This window comes from Mesorhizobium sp. C372A (assembly GCF_030323245.1).
Lineage (GTDB): Bacteria > Pseudomonadota > Alphaproteobacteria > Rhizobiales > Rhizobiaceae > Mesorhizobium.
Genome location: NZ_CP100475.1, coordinates 6,133,074 through 6,152,523 on the forward strand (window position 1 = coordinate 6,133,074; position 19,450 = coordinate 6,152,523).

At 65.7% G+C, this 19,450-nt stretch carries 14 protein-coding genes; 13 read left to right on the forward strand and 1 reads right to left on the reverse strand.

The features are described from left to right. Positions 1–88 precede the first annotated feature (88 nt). From NLY42_RS29660 to NLY42_RS29680, 5 genes are read left to right on the forward strand one after another with little or no spacing between them, the layout of a single operon-like run. Entirely contained in the window at positions 89–1,492 is a 1,404-nt protein-coding gene (locus NLY42_RS29660) for an SWIM zinc finger family protein (protein WP_023754033.1), read from the forward strand. Next, positions 1,489–2,922 (forward strand): DUF5691 domain-containing protein, encoded by a 1,434-nt coding sequence (locus NLY42_RS29665; RefSeq protein WP_023754032.1) that lies wholly within the window; start codon positions 1,489–1,491, stop codon positions 2,920–2,922. The genes NLY42_RS29660 and NLY42_RS29665 overlap by 4 nt, the downstream gene beginning before the upstream one ends. Before the next feature lie 19 nt (positions 2,923–2,941). Continuing rightward, positions 2,942–4,021 (forward strand): ATP-binding protein, encoded by a 1,080-nt coding sequence (locus NLY42_RS29670; RefSeq protein WP_023754031.1) that lies wholly within the window; start codon positions 2,942–2,944, stop codon positions 4,019–4,021. Between the two features lie 4 nt (positions 4,022–4,025). Further along, positions 4,026–6,278, forward strand: coding sequence for a DUF5682 family protein (locus NLY42_RS29675; RefSeq protein ID WP_023754030.1), 2,253 nt, complete (start codon positions 4,026–4,028; stop codon positions 6,276–6,278). Positions 6,279–6,280: 2 nt separating this feature from the next. Continuing rightward, positions 6,281–7,516, forward strand: a complete 1,236-nt coding sequence (locus tag NLY42_RS29680; RefSeq protein WP_023704819.1) for a VWA domain-containing protein — start codon at positions 6,281–6,283, stop codon at positions 7,514–7,516. Here the strand turns inward: NLY42_RS29680 and tssH are convergent, their stop codons facing one another. After that, positions 7,517–10,291 (reverse strand): type VI secretion system ATPase TssH, encoded by a 2,775-nt coding sequence (tssH, locus tag NLY42_RS29685; protein WP_023756334.1) that lies wholly within the window; start codon positions 10,289–10,291, stop codon positions 7,517–7,519. It abuts the gene before it with no gap. A 325-nt stretch (positions 10,292–10,616) separates the two neighbouring features. Here tssH and tssA point away from each other — a divergent pair, with 325 nt between their 5' ends. From tssA to tagH, 8 genes are read left to right on the forward strand one after another with little or no spacing between them, the layout of a single operon-like run. Next, on the forward strand, positions 10,617–11,795 hold the full coding sequence (gene tssA, locus NLY42_RS29690) for a type VI secretion system protein TssA (protein WP_023754029.1): 1,179 nt from the start codon (positions 10,617–10,619) through the stop codon (positions 11,793–11,795). Positions 11,796–11,801: 6 nt separating this feature from the next. Next, positions 11,802–12,338 carry a type VI secretion system contractile sheath small subunit gene (gene tssB / locus NLY42_RS29695; RefSeq protein WP_023673718.1) on the forward strand — a complete coding sequence of 179 codons (537 nt, stop codon included), beginning with the start codon at positions 11,802–11,804 and terminating at the stop codon, positions 12,336–12,338. A 3-nt stretch (positions 12,339–12,341) separates the two neighbouring features. Beyond that, the gene (tssC, locus tag NLY42_RS29700) at positions 12,342–13,847 is read left to right on the forward strand and encodes a type VI secretion system contractile sheath large subunit (RefSeq protein WP_023682611.1); all 1,506 of its coding nucleotides are present in this window, start codon (positions 12,342–12,344) and stop codon (positions 13,845–13,847) included. 52 nt (positions 13,848–13,899) lie between these two features. Continuing rightward, positions 13,900–14,349: an Hcp family type VI secretion system effector gene (locus NLY42_RS29705; RefSeq protein ID WP_023673716.1), complete on the forward strand. Its 450-nt coding sequence runs from the start codon at positions 13,900–13,902 to the stop codon at positions 14,347–14,349. Continuing rightward, the gene (gene tssE, locus NLY42_RS29710) at positions 14,336–15,091 is read left to right on the forward strand and encodes a type VI secretion system baseplate subunit TssE (protein ID WP_023673715.1); all 756 of its coding nucleotides are present in this window, start codon (positions 14,336–14,338) and stop codon (positions 15,089–15,091) included. Before NLY42_RS29705 ends, tssE begins: the two co-directional genes overlap by 14 nt. Positions 15,092–15,094: 3 nt before the next feature. Further along, positions 15,095–16,969 (forward strand): type VI secretion system baseplate subunit TssF, encoded by a 1,875-nt coding sequence (gene tssF, locus NLY42_RS29715; protein ID WP_023754028.1) that lies wholly within the window; start codon positions 15,095–15,097, stop codon positions 16,967–16,969. After that, positions 16,933–17,976 carry a type VI secretion system baseplate subunit TssG gene (tssG, locus tag NLY42_RS29720; protein ID WP_023673712.1) on the forward strand — a complete coding sequence of 348 codons (1,044 nt, stop codon included), beginning with the start codon at positions 16,933–16,935 and terminating at the stop codon, positions 17,974–17,976. The genes tssF and tssG overlap by 37 nt, the downstream gene beginning before the upstream one ends. Then, positions 17,973–19,448, forward strand: coding sequence for a type VI secretion system-associated FHA domain protein TagH (gene tagH, locus NLY42_RS29725; protein WP_023754027.1), 1,476 nt, complete (start codon positions 17,973–17,975; stop codon positions 19,446–19,448). The genes tssG and tagH overlap by 4 nt, the downstream gene beginning before the upstream one ends. Positions 19,449–19,450: the final 2 nt, after the last annotated feature.

Below are 19,450 nucleotides of genomic sequence, written 5' to 3' on the forward strand. Positions count from 1 at the left end.
CTTCGTCTTGCCGGGGCCACAACAATCCTTCACAAACGGCACCCTATATTGATGCCAGGCATTGATTTGGGGTGACGAGAGGCGCGGCTTGGAATTCGAACTGAAAACCATCGAGGCGCTGGCCCCCGATCAGGCGTCGCTAAGCGCCGCCTCGAAGCTCACCAAGCGCTCGAACTGGCCGCGGCTGGAGAAGAACGAGCAGCAGGCGCTGATCTGGGGCGAATGCCAGGGCTCGGGATCCAACCCCTATCGCACCGTCGTCGACACCGGCGACCACGGCTACAAATGCACCTGCCCGTCGCGAAAATTTCCCTGCAAGCACACGCTGGCGCTGATGTGGATCGCCGCCACGGCGCCGGCCAGCTTCACATCAGCCGAAACAACGCCGGAATGGGTCAATGACTGGCTTGGCCGGCGCAGGAAGAGTGCGCCCCCGCCGGTCGACGCAAAGTCTGGCAGGGGCGCGTCTGGCAAGAGCATTGGCGAGGCCTCGCAGGCAGAGGAAAGCACCGTCGATGACGCCGCCGCGACGGAGCGCCGCGAGACGGCGCAGCGCAAGCGGGCGGAAGATACGCGCACCGCGGTGGCAGGCGCGCTGGACGAACTCGATCAGTGGATTGCCGACCAGCTGCGGCTCGGCCTTTCCGCCTTTGCCGACGCCAGCAGCGAGCGCTGCCGCCGCATTGCCGCCAGGCTGGTCGACATGAAAGCAACGGCGCTTGCGGGACGCATCGACGAAATCCCGGCCCGGCTAATGGCGCTGCGCAGCGAGGAACGGCCGGACGCGGCGATCCGCGAACTCGGCAAGCTGGTGCTGCTGACCAAAGCCTGGCGCTCGGCGCCCGACGATCCCGAGCTGAAGCGACTGGTGTCGGCGTCCGAAACCCGCGACCAGGTTCTGTCCAGTCCCGACGCGAAGCAGGTCGACAGCCATTGGGAGGTCGTCGGCGAGAAGATCGAGACCCGCCGCGACGGTCTCGTCAGCCATTCGACCTGGCTGCTCGATCTGAAAAGCCCGACGCCGCAGTTTGCGCTGCTGCTCGATTTCTTTCCGGCTTCGGCCGGCCGCCGCTCGGCGGCGTTCACGCCCGGTGACCGGTTCCACGCCCGCCTGGTATTCTACCCGTCGCGCCAGCCACTGCGGGCCTTGGTGGCGGAGCGCAAGGGCGATGTCGTGTCGGGCGCCTGGCCGGATTTCGGCCTCGGCATTGTCAAGGATCCGCTGGCGGCGCATGCGGCGCACCAGGACGCAGCACCCTGGTCGACCGATAGCCCGCTGATGCTGCCTGCCGGCGCGATCCTGCTCGATGAGCGCGGCACCGCCTGGTGGCAAGCGGCGCACGACCCGCAAGGGATCGCCCTGCCTGTCGCCGGAACCGTCGATCAAACCGTGCTCGGTCTCGACCTTTCGGCAACGGCAGCCCTGTGGAACGGCGCGCGGCTCGATCTGCTCGCCGCGCAAAGCGGCTTCGGGAGGCTCGATCTGTCATGAACGAGCTCGAGCAAACCGGCCTGGCGACGATGCGCGACTGCTGGATCACCGGCGGAACTGCGTTCGATCTGGCGCCAGCCGCGTGGAAGGAAATCGCCGGCGGCGCAAGCCCGGACGAACGGGAGCGGCTGTTGCTGGCCATCGCCGCGCAGGCGCTCGATGTGGGCTTAAGGCCAGCCGCGCCGAAGTCGCTGAAGCGGCGCCCGCCGCTGCCGAGGCTTGGCCTGCCGCTGCTGCCGGAGCGGTTGCGGCCGCTGTTGCGGGCTGCCTTGAAGAACACCGTCGATGCGCGGCGCAAGGCGCGCGTGGCGACGCTCGTCGCCGGCCGTGGCTACGTGCTGCATCCGATGGACTGGATGCCGTCGGCATCAGACCAGAACAGCCCTGACATCTATGCGCCGTGGATCGACTGGCAGGCCAGCGTCGAGGGGCTGAAGATTGCGCCGCAGGAGCAACTGACGGTGCAGAACTGGGATGACTTTTACCCCGCCGCGCGCCGTATCGCGTTGACCGAGATGCGCCGTCGCGATCCGGCCACGGCCCGCAGCCTGATGGAAGCGAAGGCGCCCGGCGAGCCGGCGGAAGTCCGGCTGGCACTGATCGAACTCATGCATTTCGGCCTGACGCCTGAGGACGCGCCGTTCCTGAAAAGCCTGGCCACTGACCGCTCCGGCAAGGTGCAGGAACTGGCGAGCCGGCTGCTGGCGAGGTTGGGCGAGCACGGTCGTGTTGGTGGCGGTGCCGACGATCCCGTTGCCGAACTTGCCGCCTTCATCGCAGAAGGCAAATCCGGCTTTATCCGCCGCCGCACCACCTACACGCCGGCAAAGCTCAAATCGCCGGCGCAGGAAAAGCGCCGCGCCGAACTGTTCGAGACCTGCAATCTGGTCGACCTTGCTTCCCGATTTGGGGTCAGCGAACCCGATTTCATTGCAGCCTGGCAGTTCGGTGCCGACAACAATGCGGACATCCAGATCTCACGAATGGTCGCAGCGTCGGGCAGCGACGCTGCAGTAACGCAGATGGCCGACACGCTGATCGCCGAGGGTGGCAAGCCGGCACTGTTCGTGCTGCACCTGACACCGCGCCTGGATAGCCGCAGGAAGCGTGTCCTGGTCAGACTGATCCTGAAAGATACGCCGCAGTATGTTAGCACGCTCACCCTTGCCGAGGGCTTCGAAGCCAACTGGCTGGATTGGCCCGACCTGACGAACGGCCAGAGCTTGGCGGTGTTGCGTTCGGCTGTCGCCGGCAATGATGACGCGATGAAGCGAACCGTCGACGACCTGTTGGAAACTTTGGGCTTTCTGGCCACTGCGGCGACAGCGGAAAAATTGATCGAGCATGTCGTTGCGGCCGGCATGCCGCCGGCGGCAGCCTCGCTCGCTTTCCTGCGCCTCAACGCGGCCCTGACGGGAACCAACCCATGACAATCCGGAGAACAGCACCATGAACGCAGCCATCCGCCTCCCCGTCGAGCAGGCCTATGCCGCTGAACTGCAGGCGCTGGCGCGCAATGACGACAAGCAAAAACCTGCGGGATGGAGCCTGTCGCCAAAGGCCGTTCTGACCTACCTGCTCGGCGGCAAGGCAAGCGACGGCACCGTGATATCGCCAAAATATATCGGCCGCCGCCGGCTGATGGAAACGGCGGTGGCGACACTCGCCACGGACCGCGCGCTGCTGCTGCTCGGTGTTCCCGGCACCGCAAAATCCTGGGTGTCGGAACATCTCGCCGCCGCCATCATGGGCAATTCCACGCTGATCGTGCAGTGCACGGCCGGTACCGACGAGAACCAGGTCCGCTACGGCTGGAACTATGCGCAGCTTTTGGCCAAAGGGCCGAGCCAGGAGGCGCTGGTGCCGACGCCGCTCTACCGCGCCATGGAGAGCGGCAAGCTATGCCGCCTGGAAGAGTTGACGCGCATGGGCTCCGATGTACAGGATACGCTGATCACCGTGCTGTCGGAAAAGATGATGCCGATCCCGGAACTCAACACGTCGCTCTATGCCCAGCGCGGCTTCAACATCATCGCCACCGCAAACAACCGCGACAAGGGCGTCAACGAGCTGTCCTCGGCGCTGAAACGCCGCTTCAATGTGGTGGTGCTGCCGCTGCCCGAGGACATGGCGGAAGAGGTGGCGATCGTCTCCAAGCGGGTCGACGAGATGGCCGGCGGCCTCGACCTGCCGGTGCCGAAAAATGTCGGCGAGGAGATTGCGCGCGTGCTGACCATTTTCCGCGAGCTGCGCTCGGGCGCAACCGCTGACGGCAAGGTGACGCTGAAGACGCCTTCGGGTTCATTGTCGACCGCCGAGGCGATCGCCACCATGGTCGGCGGCCTCAGCCAGGCGGCGTGGTTCGACAGCGGCAAACTCGGCGCCGAAGGCCTCGCCGCCAGCCTTGTCGGAGCGATCGTCAAGGACCCGGTGCAGGACAAGGTGGTGCTGGAGGAATATCTCGAAACGGTGCTCAAGAAGCGGCCGGACTATGCCGGCTATTACGCGGCGCTGAACGCAGCGATCTGAGGTCATGAGCGACGTCGCCTATTTCGGCATCCGCCATCACGGGCCGGGCTCCGCCGACAGCCTGGTGCAGGCGCTGCGGGACTTGCAGCCGGTCGCGGTGCTGATCGAAGGGCCGAGCGACGCGTCCGCCCTGCTGCCATTGCTGGCGCGCCCGCAGATGCAGCCGCCGGTGGCGCTGCTCTGCTACCCCGAGGACGACCCGGCCGCGACAAGTTTCTGGCCATTCGCCGAGTTCTCGCCGGAATACCAGGCGGCGGTGTGGGCGGTGGAGAACAAGGCGGCATTGCGGTTCATCGACCTGCCGTCATCGGCACGGTTCGCGGCACCGGCAACCGACGACACCGACAAAACGGCTGACGCCGACAAGCCCGAACCCAAGGACGAAACCGGTGAGGATGGCGAGCCCGCATCGCATCGCGACCCGATCGGCACGCTGGCTGCGGCCGCCGGCTATGAAGATGGCGAAAGCTGGTGGGCCGACATTATCGAGCAGAATCCGCAGCCGGGTCCAATCTTCGCTGCCATCACCGATGCGATGACGACGCTGCGCGACGGCGAAGGTGCGATCGCGCCGTTCGAGGCCAAGCGTGAAGCGCATATGCGATTGGAAATCGCCGCCGCGCGCAAGGAATTCGCCGGACCGATCGCCGTCGTCTGCGGCGCATGGCATGTGCCGGCCCTGCAGGCCGCGCACACGCAGAAGAACGACCAGGCGCTGATCAAGGGAATTGCCCGGCGCAAAAGCATCATGACATGGGCGCCATGGACCGGGCCGCGTCTTGCGCTGGGCTATGGTTATGGCGCTGGCGTCGTCGCGCCCGGCTGGTGCAAACATCTGTGGCTCACACGAGGGCGGCGCGACGCCGCGACGCTGTGGCTGGCGACGATCGCGGCGGTGCTGCGGGCGAAGGGCCATCTGGTGTCGACCGCGTCGCTGATCGAGGCCGAGCGGCTTGCGCGCACACTGGCTGCCATTCGCGAGCGGCCGAAGCCCGGCTTCGAGGAATTGCGCGATGCCGCGATCGCGGCGCTGTTCAACGGCGAAGCGGTGCTGTGGGCGCTGGTCGAGGCCGAGCTGCTTTTGGGCGCGGATGTCGGCGAGATTCCGCCCGACACGCCGCTGGCGCCGCTGATCGAGGACCTGCAGCGCAACCAGAAGGCGGCGCGGCTGAAGCCGGAGGCGCTGGAACGCGAGCTGTCGGTCGATCTGCGCAGCGAAAGCGGACTGTTTCGTTCGACATTGCTGCACCGGCTGAACGTGCTTGGCGTGCAATGGGGCAGGCTGGCCGACGCCGGCCGCAGCCGCGGCACCTTTCGCGAAAAATGGACGCTGGCCTGGGAGCCGGAATATGCCGTGCGCCTGGTCGAGAACCTGATCTACGGCCCGACTATCGAAAAGGCCGCCAATGGCCGCCTGATCCAGATGCTCGGTGCGGCCGCGAGCCTCGACACGCTTGCCGCCCTTGTCCAGAGCGCCATTACCGCGGATCTGTCGGAGGCCGCGAGCGCCGGCCTTGTAGCGTTGGAGGCGCGCGCAGCGCACAGCAGCGAATGCCTGGAGATGCTGGCCTCGATGCCGCCGCTTGCCGACATCATCCGTTACGGCGAGGCGCGCAAGACCGAAACTAACCGGCTGTCCGGTTTGTTGGAACGGTTGATCGTCGAAGGCGCGATCGCGCTGCCCTATGCGGTGCGCGACCTGGACGAGCAGGCCGCCACCACGCTGGTCGGTGCTGTGCGCAAGGCCGACACGGCCATCCGGCTGGTCGAGCCCGGCGAAGGCGTGCTCGATGCATGGCGCAACGGCCTGACCGGCGTGCTGGAAGGTCCGGGCTCGACGGCGCTGCTCGCCGGCTGCGCCGCGCATCTGCTCTATGAAGCCGGCCAACTGTCGGCAGAGGACGCCGCCGGGCTGCTCGGACGCAGGCTGTCGCCGGGGACGCCGGTCGCCCAGGCAGCGGGGTTCTTCGAAGGTTTCTTCAGCACTGCCGGCCAGCGGCTGATCTACGACGAGGGCCTGCGCGGCGCCGTCGATGGGTGGCTGAAATCGCTCGACGAGGACGCTTTCATCGCGCATCTGCCATTGCTGCGCCGCGTCTTCTCCAATCTGGACTCGATGGAGCGGCGGCGGTTGATCGAGGCCGTGCTCGGCCGCACCGCAAGGTTGCCGGCCGGCCTGACGCCGGCGCCGGATGGCGGCGAGGGCTGGCGCCGTCACCTGGAGCGGCTTGGGCCATTGCTGGCGGGCGGAGTGTGACAATGGATGACGAAGCCGAAGTGCCCGAACCCGGCCCAGCATCCTCCGATAGCGGGCGCGAGCGCCGCTGGCGGCTGGCGATCGGCGCCGATGACGAGGCTTCCTCCGCCCTTTCCAGTGATGACAAAAAACTGTCTTCGGCGCTCGATGCGCTTTACGGCGACGGCGCCAATGCCGATGCCGACCCGCGCAAGCGGCGCGGCGGGCTCGGCCGCTCGGCGCCACGCGTGGCGCAATGGATGGGCGATATCCGCTCCTTCTTTCCCGCCCAGGTGGTCCAGATCGTCCAGAAGGATGCCTTTGAGCGGCTGAACCTGAAGCAGATGCTGATGGAGCCGGAATTCCTCAAGGCGATCGAGGCCGACGTCAACCTCGTCGCCGACCTGATCTCGCTGCGTTCGGTGATGCCGGCCAAGACCAAGGACATCGCCCGCACCATTATCGCCGACATCGTTGCCAAGCTGATGCAGCGGCTGGAGCAGAAGACCGCCGAGGCGATCCGTGGCGCGCTCGACAAGTCGCGACGCACCAACCGGCCGCGCCAACGCGACATCGACTGGCCGCGCACCATCTCGGCCAATCTTCGCCACTACCAGCCTGAGCACAAAACCGTCGTGCCGGAAAAACTGGTCGGCTTCATGCGCAAGCAACGCCGGCTGGTCGATCTCGACGAAGTGGTGCTGTGCGTCGACCAGTCCGGCTCGATGGCGAGCTCGGTGATCTACGCCTCGATTTTCGCCGCGGTGATGGCGTCGCTGCCGGTCGTGCGCACCAAGCTGGTCTGTTTCGACACGGCCATCGTCGACCTGACCGAAGAGCTCAGCGACCCGGTCGAGGTGCTGTTTGGCGTGCAGCTCGGCGGCGGCACCGACATCAACCAGGCGGTCGCCTATTGCGCCGACCGCATCGAGCGGCCGACCAAATCCCACTTCGTGCTGATCACCGACCTCTATGAGGGCGGCAACGGCCAGGACTTGCTGCGGCGGCTTGCGGCGCTGGTCCGGTCCGGCGTCAATGTCATCGTGCTGTTGGCGCTGACCGATCAGGGCCGGCCGGGCTATGATCAGGCGATGTCGGCTTCGGTCGCGGCACTTGGCATACCGGTCTTCGCCTGCACGCCGGACCTGTTTCCCGACATGATGGCGGCGGCGTTGCGGCGCGAGGATATCGGCGCCTGGGCAGCCGGCGCCGACATAAAGCTGATCCGCGCCGAGACGGAGCCGAGCAGTCAGGCCTGACTATTCGAACGAATAGGCAAACCCGTCAGTGGAAGCGCTGACGGTCACCTTGGTCATCTTCTCGCCGTCGAGCGACCGGTTCAGCACGCCGCGGCTGAGTTCCGGCAACAGCGTGTTGGTGAGGATGGCGTCGATCATGCGGCCACCAGACTCGATTTCGGTGCAGCGCGCCTTGACCAGCGCCATGACGCCGTCGCCGATCACCAGTTCGGCGTCGTGGCTGGCGCGCAGCCGCCGCGCGATCTTGCCGAACTGATGGCGGGTGATGGCCTCGATCATCGAATCCGAGAGCGGATAGTAAGGGATGGTCACGACGCGGCCGAGGAAGGCCGCTGGAAACACCTTCAGCAGTGGAGCGCGCAGTGCAGCATCGAGGCCGTCGAGCCCTGCCCTCACCGTGCCGTTGCCGGTCCGCTCCATGATGACTTCGGAGCCGACATTGGACGTCAGCAGGATCAGCGTGTTCTTGAAGTCGATGCGCCTTCCCTCGCTGTCATCCATCATGCCCTTGTCGAAGACCTGGAAAAAGATCTCGTGGACGTCGGGATGGGCCTTCTCGACCTCGTCGAGCAGGATCACCGAATAGGGTTTTCGGCGCACGGCCTCGGTGAGAATGCCACCCTTGCCGTAGCCGACATAGCCGGGCGGTGCGCCCTTGAGCGTCGAGACGGTGTGCGCCTCCTGGAATTCGGACATGTTGATCGAGATCAGGTTCTGCTCGCCGCCATAGAGCGTCTCGGCCAGCGCCAGGGCCGTCTCGGTCTTGCCGACACCTGAGGGGCCGCAGAGCAGGAACACGCCGACCGGCTTTTCCGGCGCTCCGAGCCCGGCGCGGCTGGTCTGCACGCGCTTGGCAATCATCTCCATGGCGTGATCCTGGCCGACGACACGTTCGGACAGCGTGGTGGCCAGCTTGAGCGCCTTTTCGGTCTGGCTGGACAGCATCCGTCCCGTCGGGATGCCGGTCCAGTCCTGGACCACGGCAGCGACCGCATTGCGGTCGACCGACGGCAGGATCAGCGGCGTCTCGCCTTGCGCGGTGGCAAGCTCGGCCATGAGTTCACGCAGCCGCGCCAGATCGGCGACAGGATCTGACGGCGCAGCTTCGGCCGCCGGCGCTTCGGTCTCGGACGTTTCGGCCTTGGGCGTCTCGGCCTTGGGCACCTTGGTCTTTTCTTCGTCCGGCGCTGCCGGTTCGGCATCGGCCTCAGCTGTCGCCACCGCATCGAGCGGGACGCCGTCGCCGCGCAGCCGCGCGCGCAGTTCGAGGATCTCGGCAACCAGCGCCTTTTCGCGCTCCCAGCGCTCCTCGGCGGCGGCGAGCATGGTCCCCGTCTCAGTGAGCCCGGCCTCGACCCGCGCCTGCCGGTCAGTTACTTCGATGCCGATCGCTGCCTCGCGGCCGATGATGCCGCTTTCGACTTCCAGCGCCTGGCGGCGCCGCAAAATATCCTCTACTTCGGCCGGCGTCGCATGCTGCGAGATCGCGACCCTGGCGCAAGCGGTGTCGAGCAGGCTGACCGCCTTGTCGGGCAATTGCCGCGCCGGGATGTAGCGATGCGACAGGCCGACCGCCGCCTCGATCGCCTCGTCCAGGATCTGCACTTCGTGATGCTGTTCGAGCACGCCGGCTACACCGCGCAGCATGAGCACGGCGACCGCTTCCGACGGCTCGTCGATCTTGACCACCTGGAAACGGCGGGTCAGCGCCGGGTCCTTTTCGATGTGCTGCTTGTACTCGGCCCAGGTCGTTGCCGCGATGGTGCGCAGTTCGCCGCGCGCCAGCGCCGGCTTCAAGAGATTGGCGGCATCGCCGGTTCCCGCCGCACCGCCGGCGCCGATCAGCGTGTGCGCCTCGTCGATGAATAGGATGACCGGCGTTTCGGAGGATTGCACCTCGTCGATCACCGCCTTCAGGCGCTTCTCGAACTCGCCCTTGACGCTGGCGCCGGCCTGCATCAGGCCGACGTCGAGCATGCGCACGCTGATGCCTTGCAGCGGCGGCGGCACGTCGCCCTGGGCGATGCGCAGGGCAAAGCCCTCGACCACCGCGGTCTTGCCGACACCGGCCTCGCCGGTCAGGATCGGGTTGTTCTGCCGGCGGCGCATCAGGATATCGATGATCTGCCGGATCTCCGGGTCGCGGCCGACGACCGGGTCGATCTTGCCGTCATGGGCGCGCTGGGTGAGGTCGGTGGCGTATTTGGCCAGCGCCGAATCCCCGCCCGGAGCGCGCCGCGGCGCCTCCGCGGTGGGAGCCACTGCTGCCATGGCGCCGGCTTCGAGCGAGCCCTCCACCACCTCGGCAAAGCGGGCGATGACCCCGTCGGCGTCGATCTTGTCGAATTCGCCGCTGATCTTCGCCATCAGGCCTTCCAGCACCGGCGTCTTCAGGCAGGCGAGCACGATATGGGCGCTGCGGACCTCCTCCATGCCAAATTCCAGCGTCGCCAGGTTCCAGGCCTCCTGGATGGCGTGGAAAATGTGGTCGGAAAATTCCTCGATCGAGGTGGCGCCGTAGGGCAGCTTGTCGACGGCGCGGGTCATTTCGCTGGTAAGCCGGCTGGCATCGACGCCGGCATCGGCAATGATCATCTGCACATCCGAACGCTCGGACAGCACCAGTTGTTCTATGAAATGGACGAGTTCGACGTAAGGATTGCCGCGCAGCTTGGCGCTGTCGGCGGCGGCCTTGAAGGCGCGCAGGCAGACCGGATTAAGCTTGCCAACCAGTTCCTTGCGTTTGAACCCCTGCGACGACCGGCGCTGTTCCATCGAACGTGCTCCTGCAATCTGCCCCGTCGACAGCCTGCCACATAAGCAGCCGCTTGACAAAGCGCTTGATGCAGCCGGCCTTTTCCCTTTGTGGAGAGTCCCGCGCCGCCAAATGCAGACAACCACGATTTTTTCTAATCCTATGCGATGCGCTTCACATACGAGGTTGGCCAAGCACGCCATGAATTGCGCCATCCGAGACGCAGTTGCACCGACATTCATTAGCGCTCGTTAACTTTTGAGCGGATGGCGAATTGTGGGAATATGCAACCGTGTGCTAACGTTAGGTCACGTACGGTTTTAGAGCCGGTCGCCGGGGGTATCTGTGATCGATCTCGCACTCTGGCTTGCTCCGCTGGACGGTGAAAATCCGTCAGGCGAAGACTTGCGCAACGATCCGGCTTTTCATGAGCTGGAGCGGCTCACGGAGCCGCAGGTCAAGGTCGTCCATGACGGGCGCAACAAGCCAGCCGCGCAATCGACCATTCCGGTCGACTGGCCTGCCGTGCTCGGCAAGGCCGAGGAGTTGCGTTCGCATGGCCGCGACCTGCGCCTGCTTGTCATTGTCGCCCGGGCGCTGGCCAATGAAGAGGGATTGGCCGGACTGGCACAGGGCCTGACCCTGATTGCAAGGACCTTCGAGACGCATTGGGAGACGATGCACCCGGCGCTGCGGGCCAGCCCCCAACCACGCGAGGCCGCCTTGCGCCGCCTCAACGCGCTCGCCGACCTGCAGAACGGCCAGGAAGGCCTGCTGGCGAACCTCAGGCAAATGGTCTTCTTCGCGCCGCGTCCCATCGGGCCGATCAGCGGACGCGATCTCGAACAGGGTGCGCTCGACGATCGCGTCATGCTTCAGGAAGCGGCGTCGGGATTGAATGCCACGGAGAAGGCAGCGCTGGTCAGCGCGCACGGACAGCTCCTGAACCGGGTGGGCAGCGGTTGTGCCGCCCATCAGGACCAGGCCGGTGAACAGATGACAGCGCTCATCGCCGGGGCGCACGCAGCGATCGAGGCGCTCGACGCGGTCGATACGGCCCTGAATGCCCGTCTTGACAGCAACGGGGCTGCCGTCCCGGACCTGAAACGATTTTTGCAGCGCGTGCTGACGACGCTGGAACGCAACACGGCGGTCGAGACCACGGAAGAGGCAGCGACGAAGGGGGCTGCCAGCCCGGCTGCTCCCCCGGCAAGCCCGGCCGCGCCGGTCAGAAACGGTCATGGAGCCGAGATGATGGCAAGCTACGCGGAGACCGGTGCGGGGCTCCCGGACAGGATTTCCTCGCGCGACGATGTGGTGAAGTGCCTCGACCTTGTGGTCGCGTTCTACGACCGCACCGAGCCGTCGAGTCCGATCCCGCATCTCGCCCGCCGGGTGCGCAGGATGGTGCACATGGATTTCGTTGAACTGATGGAAGACCTCGCCCCGTCGGGGCTCAAGGAATTCCGGCTGCTCGCCGGCGTTCCCGACGCCAAGAAGACTGCCCAGAAGGATGAAAGGTAGCAACACATGCCAGCCGAAAGCAAAGCGAAGGTCATCGAGCGAAATCGCGCCCCGCGCGTGCAGATCGCCTACGATGTCGAAACCTACGGCAGCCCGACGACGATCGAACTGCCGTTCGTCATGGGCGTGATGGCCGACCTGTCGGGCGCATCGCAGACCAGGGAAGCGTCCAAGACGGTGCTCGACCGTTCCTTTGTCGAGACCGATGCCAACCGCTTCCCCAAATTCATGGAAGCGCTGGGACCCAGGGTCAAGGCGCGGGTGAAGAACACGCTGCCGCAGGCCGAGGGACAGGAGCGCGACGAAGAACTGGCGCTCGACCTGACCTTCACCAAGATGGGCGATTTCGCCCCCGACAAGATCGCCGAACAGGTCCCGCAACTGGCCGAGATCCTCAAGATGCGGCGCCAGCTCGAGGAGCTGCTCGGCTTCATGGACGGCCGCGTCGATGCCGAAAAGCGCATCGCCCAATTGCTGAACAACCAGCCGCTGCTTGGCCAGATCGCCGCCCAGGCGCTGTCCGACGACAAGGGTGAGGAATAGATCATGGCCGAACAGCAAAAGACCGCAGCATCCGTCGCCGAGGCCGAGGCCGTCGATCTCGGCGAATTCAGCCAGCTCTTAGAGAAGGACTTCAAGGTCAAGAAGGACGACAGCGAGAAGCTGCAGCAGCTGGTTCGCAACCTGGCTCTGGCGGCGCAGTCGCGCTCCGAGACGACGACGATTTCGTCCAACTCGATCAAGTCGATCAAGTCGTTGATCGCCGGCATCGACAAGATGCTGACGACCCAGGTCAACGAAATCCTGCACGCGCCGGAAGTGCGGCAGATGGAAGGCACCTGGCGCGGCCTCTGGTACCTCATCAACAACACCGAGACGGATCAGAAGCTGAAGATCCGGGTGATGAACATTTCCAAGGAGCAGCTGGCCGATACGCTCGAAGACTATGAAGGCCAGATGTGGGACCAGAGCCCGATCTTCAAGAAGGTCTACACCGACGAGTATTCGATGCTCGGCGGCGAACCGATCGGCTGCGTCATCGGCGCCTACGAGTTCTCCAACCACCCGCGCGACGTCGGCCTGTTGCGCAACATCTCCGGCATCTGCGCCTCGGCGCACACGCCATTCATCGCCGCCGCCTCGCCACGGCTGTTCCGCATGGACAGCTGGCAGGAACTGCCCAACCCGCAGGACCTGCAGCAGATCGTCTCCAACCCGGCCTACGCCTCGTGGCAATCGCTGCGCGAGAGCGAGGATGCGCGCTATATCGGGCTGACCATGCCGCGCGTGCTGGCGCGGCTGCCCTACGGCTCGGAGACAGTCCCGGTCAAGGGCTTCTCCTTCGAGGAGGAAGTGCAGGGCGATCACAACAAATATGTCTGGATGAACGCTGCCTTCCCGATGGGCGTCAACATCAACCGCAGCCACAAGCTCTATGGCTGGGGCACCCAGATCCGCGGCGTCGAAAATGGCGGCACTGTGCTTAACCTGCCGGTGCACTCCTTCCCGACTGATGACGGCTCGATCGCGATGAAATGCCCGACGGAAGTCGCCATCGACGACCGGCGCGAGGCGGAACTGGCCAAGCTCGGGCTGATGCCGATCCTGCACCGCAAGAACACCGATCTCGCGGCCTTCATCGGCGCCCATTCGCTGCAGGACGATGAGACGCGGGCGGGCCGCCTGGTCGACCCCGACGCCCAGTCCAACGAGCGGCTCTCCGCCAACCTGCCCTATCTGTTCCCGGTCTCGCGCTTCGCCCACTACCTCAAGGCGATTGCGCGCGACAAGGTCGGCTCGTTCAAGGAACGCACCGACATGCAGATCTGGTTGACCGAATGGATCAACCGGTACGTGCTGGCCAACCCGGCCTTCGCCGACGACAAGGCACGCGCCAAGCGTCCGCTTGCCGCCGCCGAGGTGCAGGTCGACAGCGTGGAGGGCCGGCCGGGCTACTACAACGCCCGCTTCTATCTGCGCCCGCACTACCAGCTGGAGGGCATCAACGCCTCGCTCAGGCTGGTGTCGGAATTGCCGTCCGTGAAGACCTGATTGCAGCAACCAAACCTTTGTTTGAAAGCGGTGGAGAACGAAAATGCCCACAATGAAGATCGACGGTTTTCTGAAAGTTCCGGATATCAAGGGGCCTAGCACACGCGACGGCCATGACGACGAGATCGAAATCCATGGCGTCGATTACAAGATGGTCGCGCCCTACGACCCCAATTCCCTCTCGCGCCGAGGCCGCGTGTCGATGGGCATGATCAAGTTCACCAAGCACTATGACAAGGCCTCACCCTATCTGGCCAAGGCCCTGTTCGAAAACAAGGCGCTGGACGAGGTCAAATTCTCCGCGCGGCGGACCATCGACGGCGAGAGCAAGGACTATCTGGTCGTTACCCTGACCGACGCCTCGATCATGGAATACGACATGTCGCAGGCCGATGATGAAGCCGACCTGATCCAGGAGGAAGTCTCCTTCGCCTACAAGAAGATCAAGTTCGTCTATGACGACAATGACGAAGCCGAAATGGATGTCTATGTCGGCAAGTGAGGGGCGAGCAAAGCGCCCTGCCGCCGACAAGGTACAGGCGGGCGGTTCACGGGCCAAGCGCGAGGCGGTACAGCCTTCGCTGTGGGACCGCCTCGTCAACGATCTGCCGGGCCTGAGCTCGGAGATAGACGGGCTCAGGCAGGCTCTGCAGGAGGAGCTTGGCGCAGAGCGCCTGGACGAGCTGCTGGCAGACGGACCGAGGCGCATCGACGCCGATGACGCATTGAACCCCGATCAGAAGCGCCGGCTGCACCGGCTGGCGTTTCAGAACCGGCACCGTGGAGAGCTTGAAAGCCGAGGCATCGTGGTGTCGCCCGATGTGCTGCGCGAGGCCGTGCGGCGCGACATCGAGGCGCTGTTCAACACCGAGCGTTTCGAATCCGCGCCGCTGCTATCCGATCTCGAGGCCGAGCAGATGACCGACAGTCCGACATCGCTGGCCGACTTTCCGGAGGTGCGCCGCAGCGTTGTCAATTATGGCGTGCCGTCCTTCTCCGGCCGGTCGTCGCGCGACTTCGATCGCGATGTTCTGGCACGCGAGATCCGCGCCGTGCTCGCCGCATTCGAGCCGCGGCTGAAGGAGAGCGCGACGAAAGTCACGGTCAACCTGGGCGACAAGACCGGCCTGAAGATCGAGATCGACGCCGTGCTGATCATGACGCCGACGCCCGAGCGCATGCGCCTGCGCACGACGATCAATCTCGACAACGGACTGGCGCGCACCGAGTTCAGGGAAGCCTGAGAGATGGACCGGGTCTTCGTAGAATATTACGAGGAGGAACTGTCCCACATACGCGGGCTGGCGGCGGAGTTCGCCGACATGCATCCGGCGGTTGCCCGCAATTTGTCGCTGGATACGGTGCCGTGTCCCGACCCCTATGTCGAGCGGCTGCTCGACGGCGTCGCCTTCCTCGCCGCGCGCACGCGCCTGAAGGTGGATGCCGAGCGCTCGCGGTTTTCGCGCAGCATCCTCGACGTGCTTTATCCCGATCTCGTCACGCCGGTGCCGGCAACCGCCATGGTGGTGCTGAAGCCCGGCCAGCAGGTGCAGACAATGCTTGCCGGCCACGTCGTCAAGCGCGGCACGCGGCTGGTCTCCAGCCTGCAGGCTGGCCTGTCGACACGCTGCACCTTCACCACCGCGCAGGACATGACGCTGTTTCCGATCGCGATCAGTTCGGTCGGCTATTTCCAGGACCGCAGCGCGCTTGCCGCCGCCGGCATCGGCCCGATCGCCGGCAAGGCCGGCGAAGCGGCACTTCGCATCACGCTGGCGCGGACCGGCAAAGGCAAGCTCGACGAACTGGCGCTCGACCGGCTCGACTTCTATTTCGCCAACCGCACCAAGGCGCCGCTGATCTTCGACGCCATCTTCGGAGTCTGCTCTGGTGTCGGCGCTCGACCGGAAGGCAAGACCAATCCATTGTCGCCGCTACCGCCGCCGGAGATGGTCGGCATTGCCGATGCCGAGGCGCTGATGCCGCGCACGCGGCCGACCTTCGAAGGCTACCGCCTGCTGCGCGAATATTTCATGATGCCCGAGCGCTTCCATTATGCGCGCGTCACCGGCTTGCTGCCGGTCGTGCGTAAATGCCAGGCCGGGCTCGAAATCGTCTTTTTGTTCAGGCGTCCCGTGCCCGAGCTCGCCGACCTGACGCCGGCGGATTTTGATCTGTTCGCGACGCCGATCATCAATCTCTTCGAGCGCGAGTGCAACGTCATCGAGCTCGACCAGCGCAAGACGCGGCAGGTGTTGCATGCCGACCGTACGCGGGCGCGCGACTTTGAAATCTACCGGGTCATCCGCGTCGAGGACGCCGATGCCGAGGGGCCCGATGCCGAGATACCGGAGCTGTTCAGCCTCGGGCAAAACCGCGGCAGCGGCTGGGTCTATTCGACCGAGCGGCGGCCGCGCCGGCCAACCGAGGACGAGCGGCGCCAGGGGGTGACCCGCACCTCCTATGCCGGGGACGACGTCTTCCTGGCGATCTCGCGCCCGGTCCACAGCCAGGCCAACAGGCCGCTCAAGCGCGTCGATATCATGGCGCTTTGCACCAATCGCGACCTGGCCATCCTCGACGACACGCCGACCCTGACGCTGGAAGCCGGCGACCCTGTGGAGACGGTCCGGCTGCTCGGCGCATTGCGTTCGCCGCAGCCGGCGATCCCGGCAGCGCTGCCGACCGGCGCCGACGGCGAGTCGCGCGCCGACGACCTGGCCTGGCGACTGGTGTCACAGCTGGCGCTCAACTTCCTCAGCCTGGCCAAGGAAGGCCGCGGCGTCGATCCGCTGCACGCGCTGCTCGATCTCTATGCCGAGCGCGGCGACCCCGGGCTCGCCCGCAATGTGCGCTCGATCGTGCGCATCGACTCGCGCGCGGTGATCGAAAGGCTGGCGATCGAAGGGCCGATGTGCTTCGGCCGCGGCACGGAAGTGACGCTGCATGTCGACCAGTCGGTGCTGGCGGGACAGAGCACTCTGCTGCTGTCGGGCCTGCTGTCGCGGCTGTTTGCCCGCCATGCCGGCATTAACGGGTTCGTGCGCACGCGCACGCGGTTGCTCCAGAAACAGGAGGATGTGCCATGGCCGATGACGCCCGGCAATCGCTACCTGATCTAGAGCGAGCCGCAACCCTGTCCGAGAGTTTCGACTTTTTCGAACTGCTGCGCCGGCTCGAACGGCAAGGCGGCCTGTTCGGCCATTCCGGCCGGCCGGACCGCGAGCCGGCAAGGCTCGGCCAGAATGTGCGGCTGTCCTTCGCAGTGCAGGACGTGGTGGATTTCCGCGAGCCGACGGACAAGTCGCCGGCACGCGTCACGGTCAACAATCTCGGCCTGCTCGGACCCGAAGGGCCGATGCCACTGCATCTGACGCGCTGGGTGCTCGATCGCCTGTCGCAACGCTGGTATGCCGGCGCCGAGGCGCGGCAGACGAGCGACACGACCTTCGTCGATTTTGTCAATATCCTGCAGCACAGGATGATCGCGCTCTACTATCGGGCCTGGGCGGATGCGCATCCGGCTGTGCAGGTCGAACGCGGTGTCGGCGGCCGCGTCCGTTCCATGCTGGAAGCGATGGCCGGCATCGGGCTGCCGGGCACGCAGGATGCCGAACTCGATACAGTAAAACTTCGCCAGGCCGCCTCGCTCGCTGCCCAAGTCGACGGCCCCGAGCGACTGACGCTGTTCCTGGCCGAAGCCTTCAAAGTGCCGGTGGTGCTGAAGGAGTTCGTCGCGGCCTGGATGACCATCCCCAAGGCGCTGCAGACGCGGCTTGCCGGCAGCTATGCCACGCTCGGCCGCAGCGCCACCATCGGCCCGCGCAGCTTCAGCCGGCAGAGCCGCATCGAGCTGCGCATCGGCGCGCTCAGCTATATCGATTACAAGGCCTTCCTGCCGGGCGGTGAGCGGCTGAAGCTGTTGAAGCAGGCGGTGCGCGACCTGATCGGCGAGACCATCGATGTCGATCTCAGGATCGTGCTTGCGGCAAAGGCAGTGCCGCCGGCGAAGCTCGGCACCGTCCAGCTTGCCCGCACCACCTGGCTGGCGCGACCGGTCGAAAAGGGGGACGCCGACGACATGCGGTTGCGGACCATCGTCGGCTGGCGGGAAGAGGTGGCGGCATGAGCCTGCTTCTGACTCTCGAACAGGGACCACGCGCGCAAGTCACGCGGCAGGCGCGGCTGGACGAGGGCGAGCTGGTAATCGGCCGCAGCGCCGACGCCGACTGGCAGATTAACGATCCCGACATGTTCGTCTCGCGCGCCCACTGCAAGATCACCAGCAAGCAGGGCGGCTATTTCGTCACCGATACCTCCAGCAGTGGGTTGTTCATCGACGATGCCGCCAGCCCGCTCGGCGCGGGAAATACCGCGCGCCTGCAAAGCGGCATGCGACTGCGACTGGGCGACTATGTGGTGTGGGTCGATTTGCAGACGGCGAAGACCGAGGCGCCGGCCTCCAGGCCTTCAGCGCCTGCCAGTAAGCCGGCGGCGTCGCGGGCGCCGGTCAGCCTCGGCGGCGACGATTTCTTTTCGTCCACCACGGAAGAAGAGCCGGGACGGCCACGCCCTGCCAACCTGCCCGATCCATTCGAAAAGCCGGTGCCCGGCGCATTCGCGCGTGCAGATGAACGCAGCTCGCAGGCGTTCGATGATCCATTCAGCCTCGACCCTGTGGCGACGCCTGCGCCCGAGACCGCCCCCGGCAAAAGCGGCGGCAAGCCGCTGTTCGACGACCCCTTCGGCCTCGACTCCGCGCCGCTGTCGAGAGAGCCTAGCAGATCCAATCCTGAGAAGCCGCCGGCCTTCGATGACGGGTTTGGTTTCGGCCCTGCCGAGTCCACCAGCCTCGACGCCGGCGTGACGGATGGCGGCGCAGTGGATGCGCCCTCGCCTGCCCCGGCGCCCTGGGATCTGCCGGTCCGCGCTGCCGAGCCATCGCCACAGCGGCCACCGCCAGCCCCGCCTCCACCGCCACCACGCGCGCCTGTCCGGCAAGCTGCGGCGCGGCCATCGGCCGGACAGGCGGACGCGGAATTGCGCGCCGCTTTCCTGCGCGGCATGGGCATGGACGAGGCCGATTTTCCCGGCAGCGATCCGGTGGCCGACATGGAGAAGTTCGGCCGCGAATACCGGCTGATGATGGAAGGGTTGATGCAGCTTTTGCGCAAGCGCGCCGAAGAGAAGGGCAACGCCCGCGTCGCCCAGACCGTGGTTGGCGCGTTCGAGGTCAACCCGCTCAAATTCCTGCCTTCGGTCGACGATGCTCTGGTGACCATGCTGGCCGAGCGCAGCCCCGGTTTCCTCGGCGCCGAAGCGGCGATCAAGGACGCGGTGCGCGATCTGGCGCAGCACCACGTTCGTGCCTGGCGCGGCGTGCAAGGCGCGCTCAAGCGCATGATCGACCGCTTCGATCCGGCGGCGATCGAGCAGGAATTGAAGTCGAGTTCGGCGATCGGCAATCTGCTGACCGGCGGGCGCGGCGCCAAGCTCTGGGAATTGTACCAGAAACGCCACCGTGAAATCGCTCACAGCGCCGAGACGCGTTTTCTGGGCGAGATCGGCGCTGATTTTCGTGATGCATATGAGGAGGACTGAGA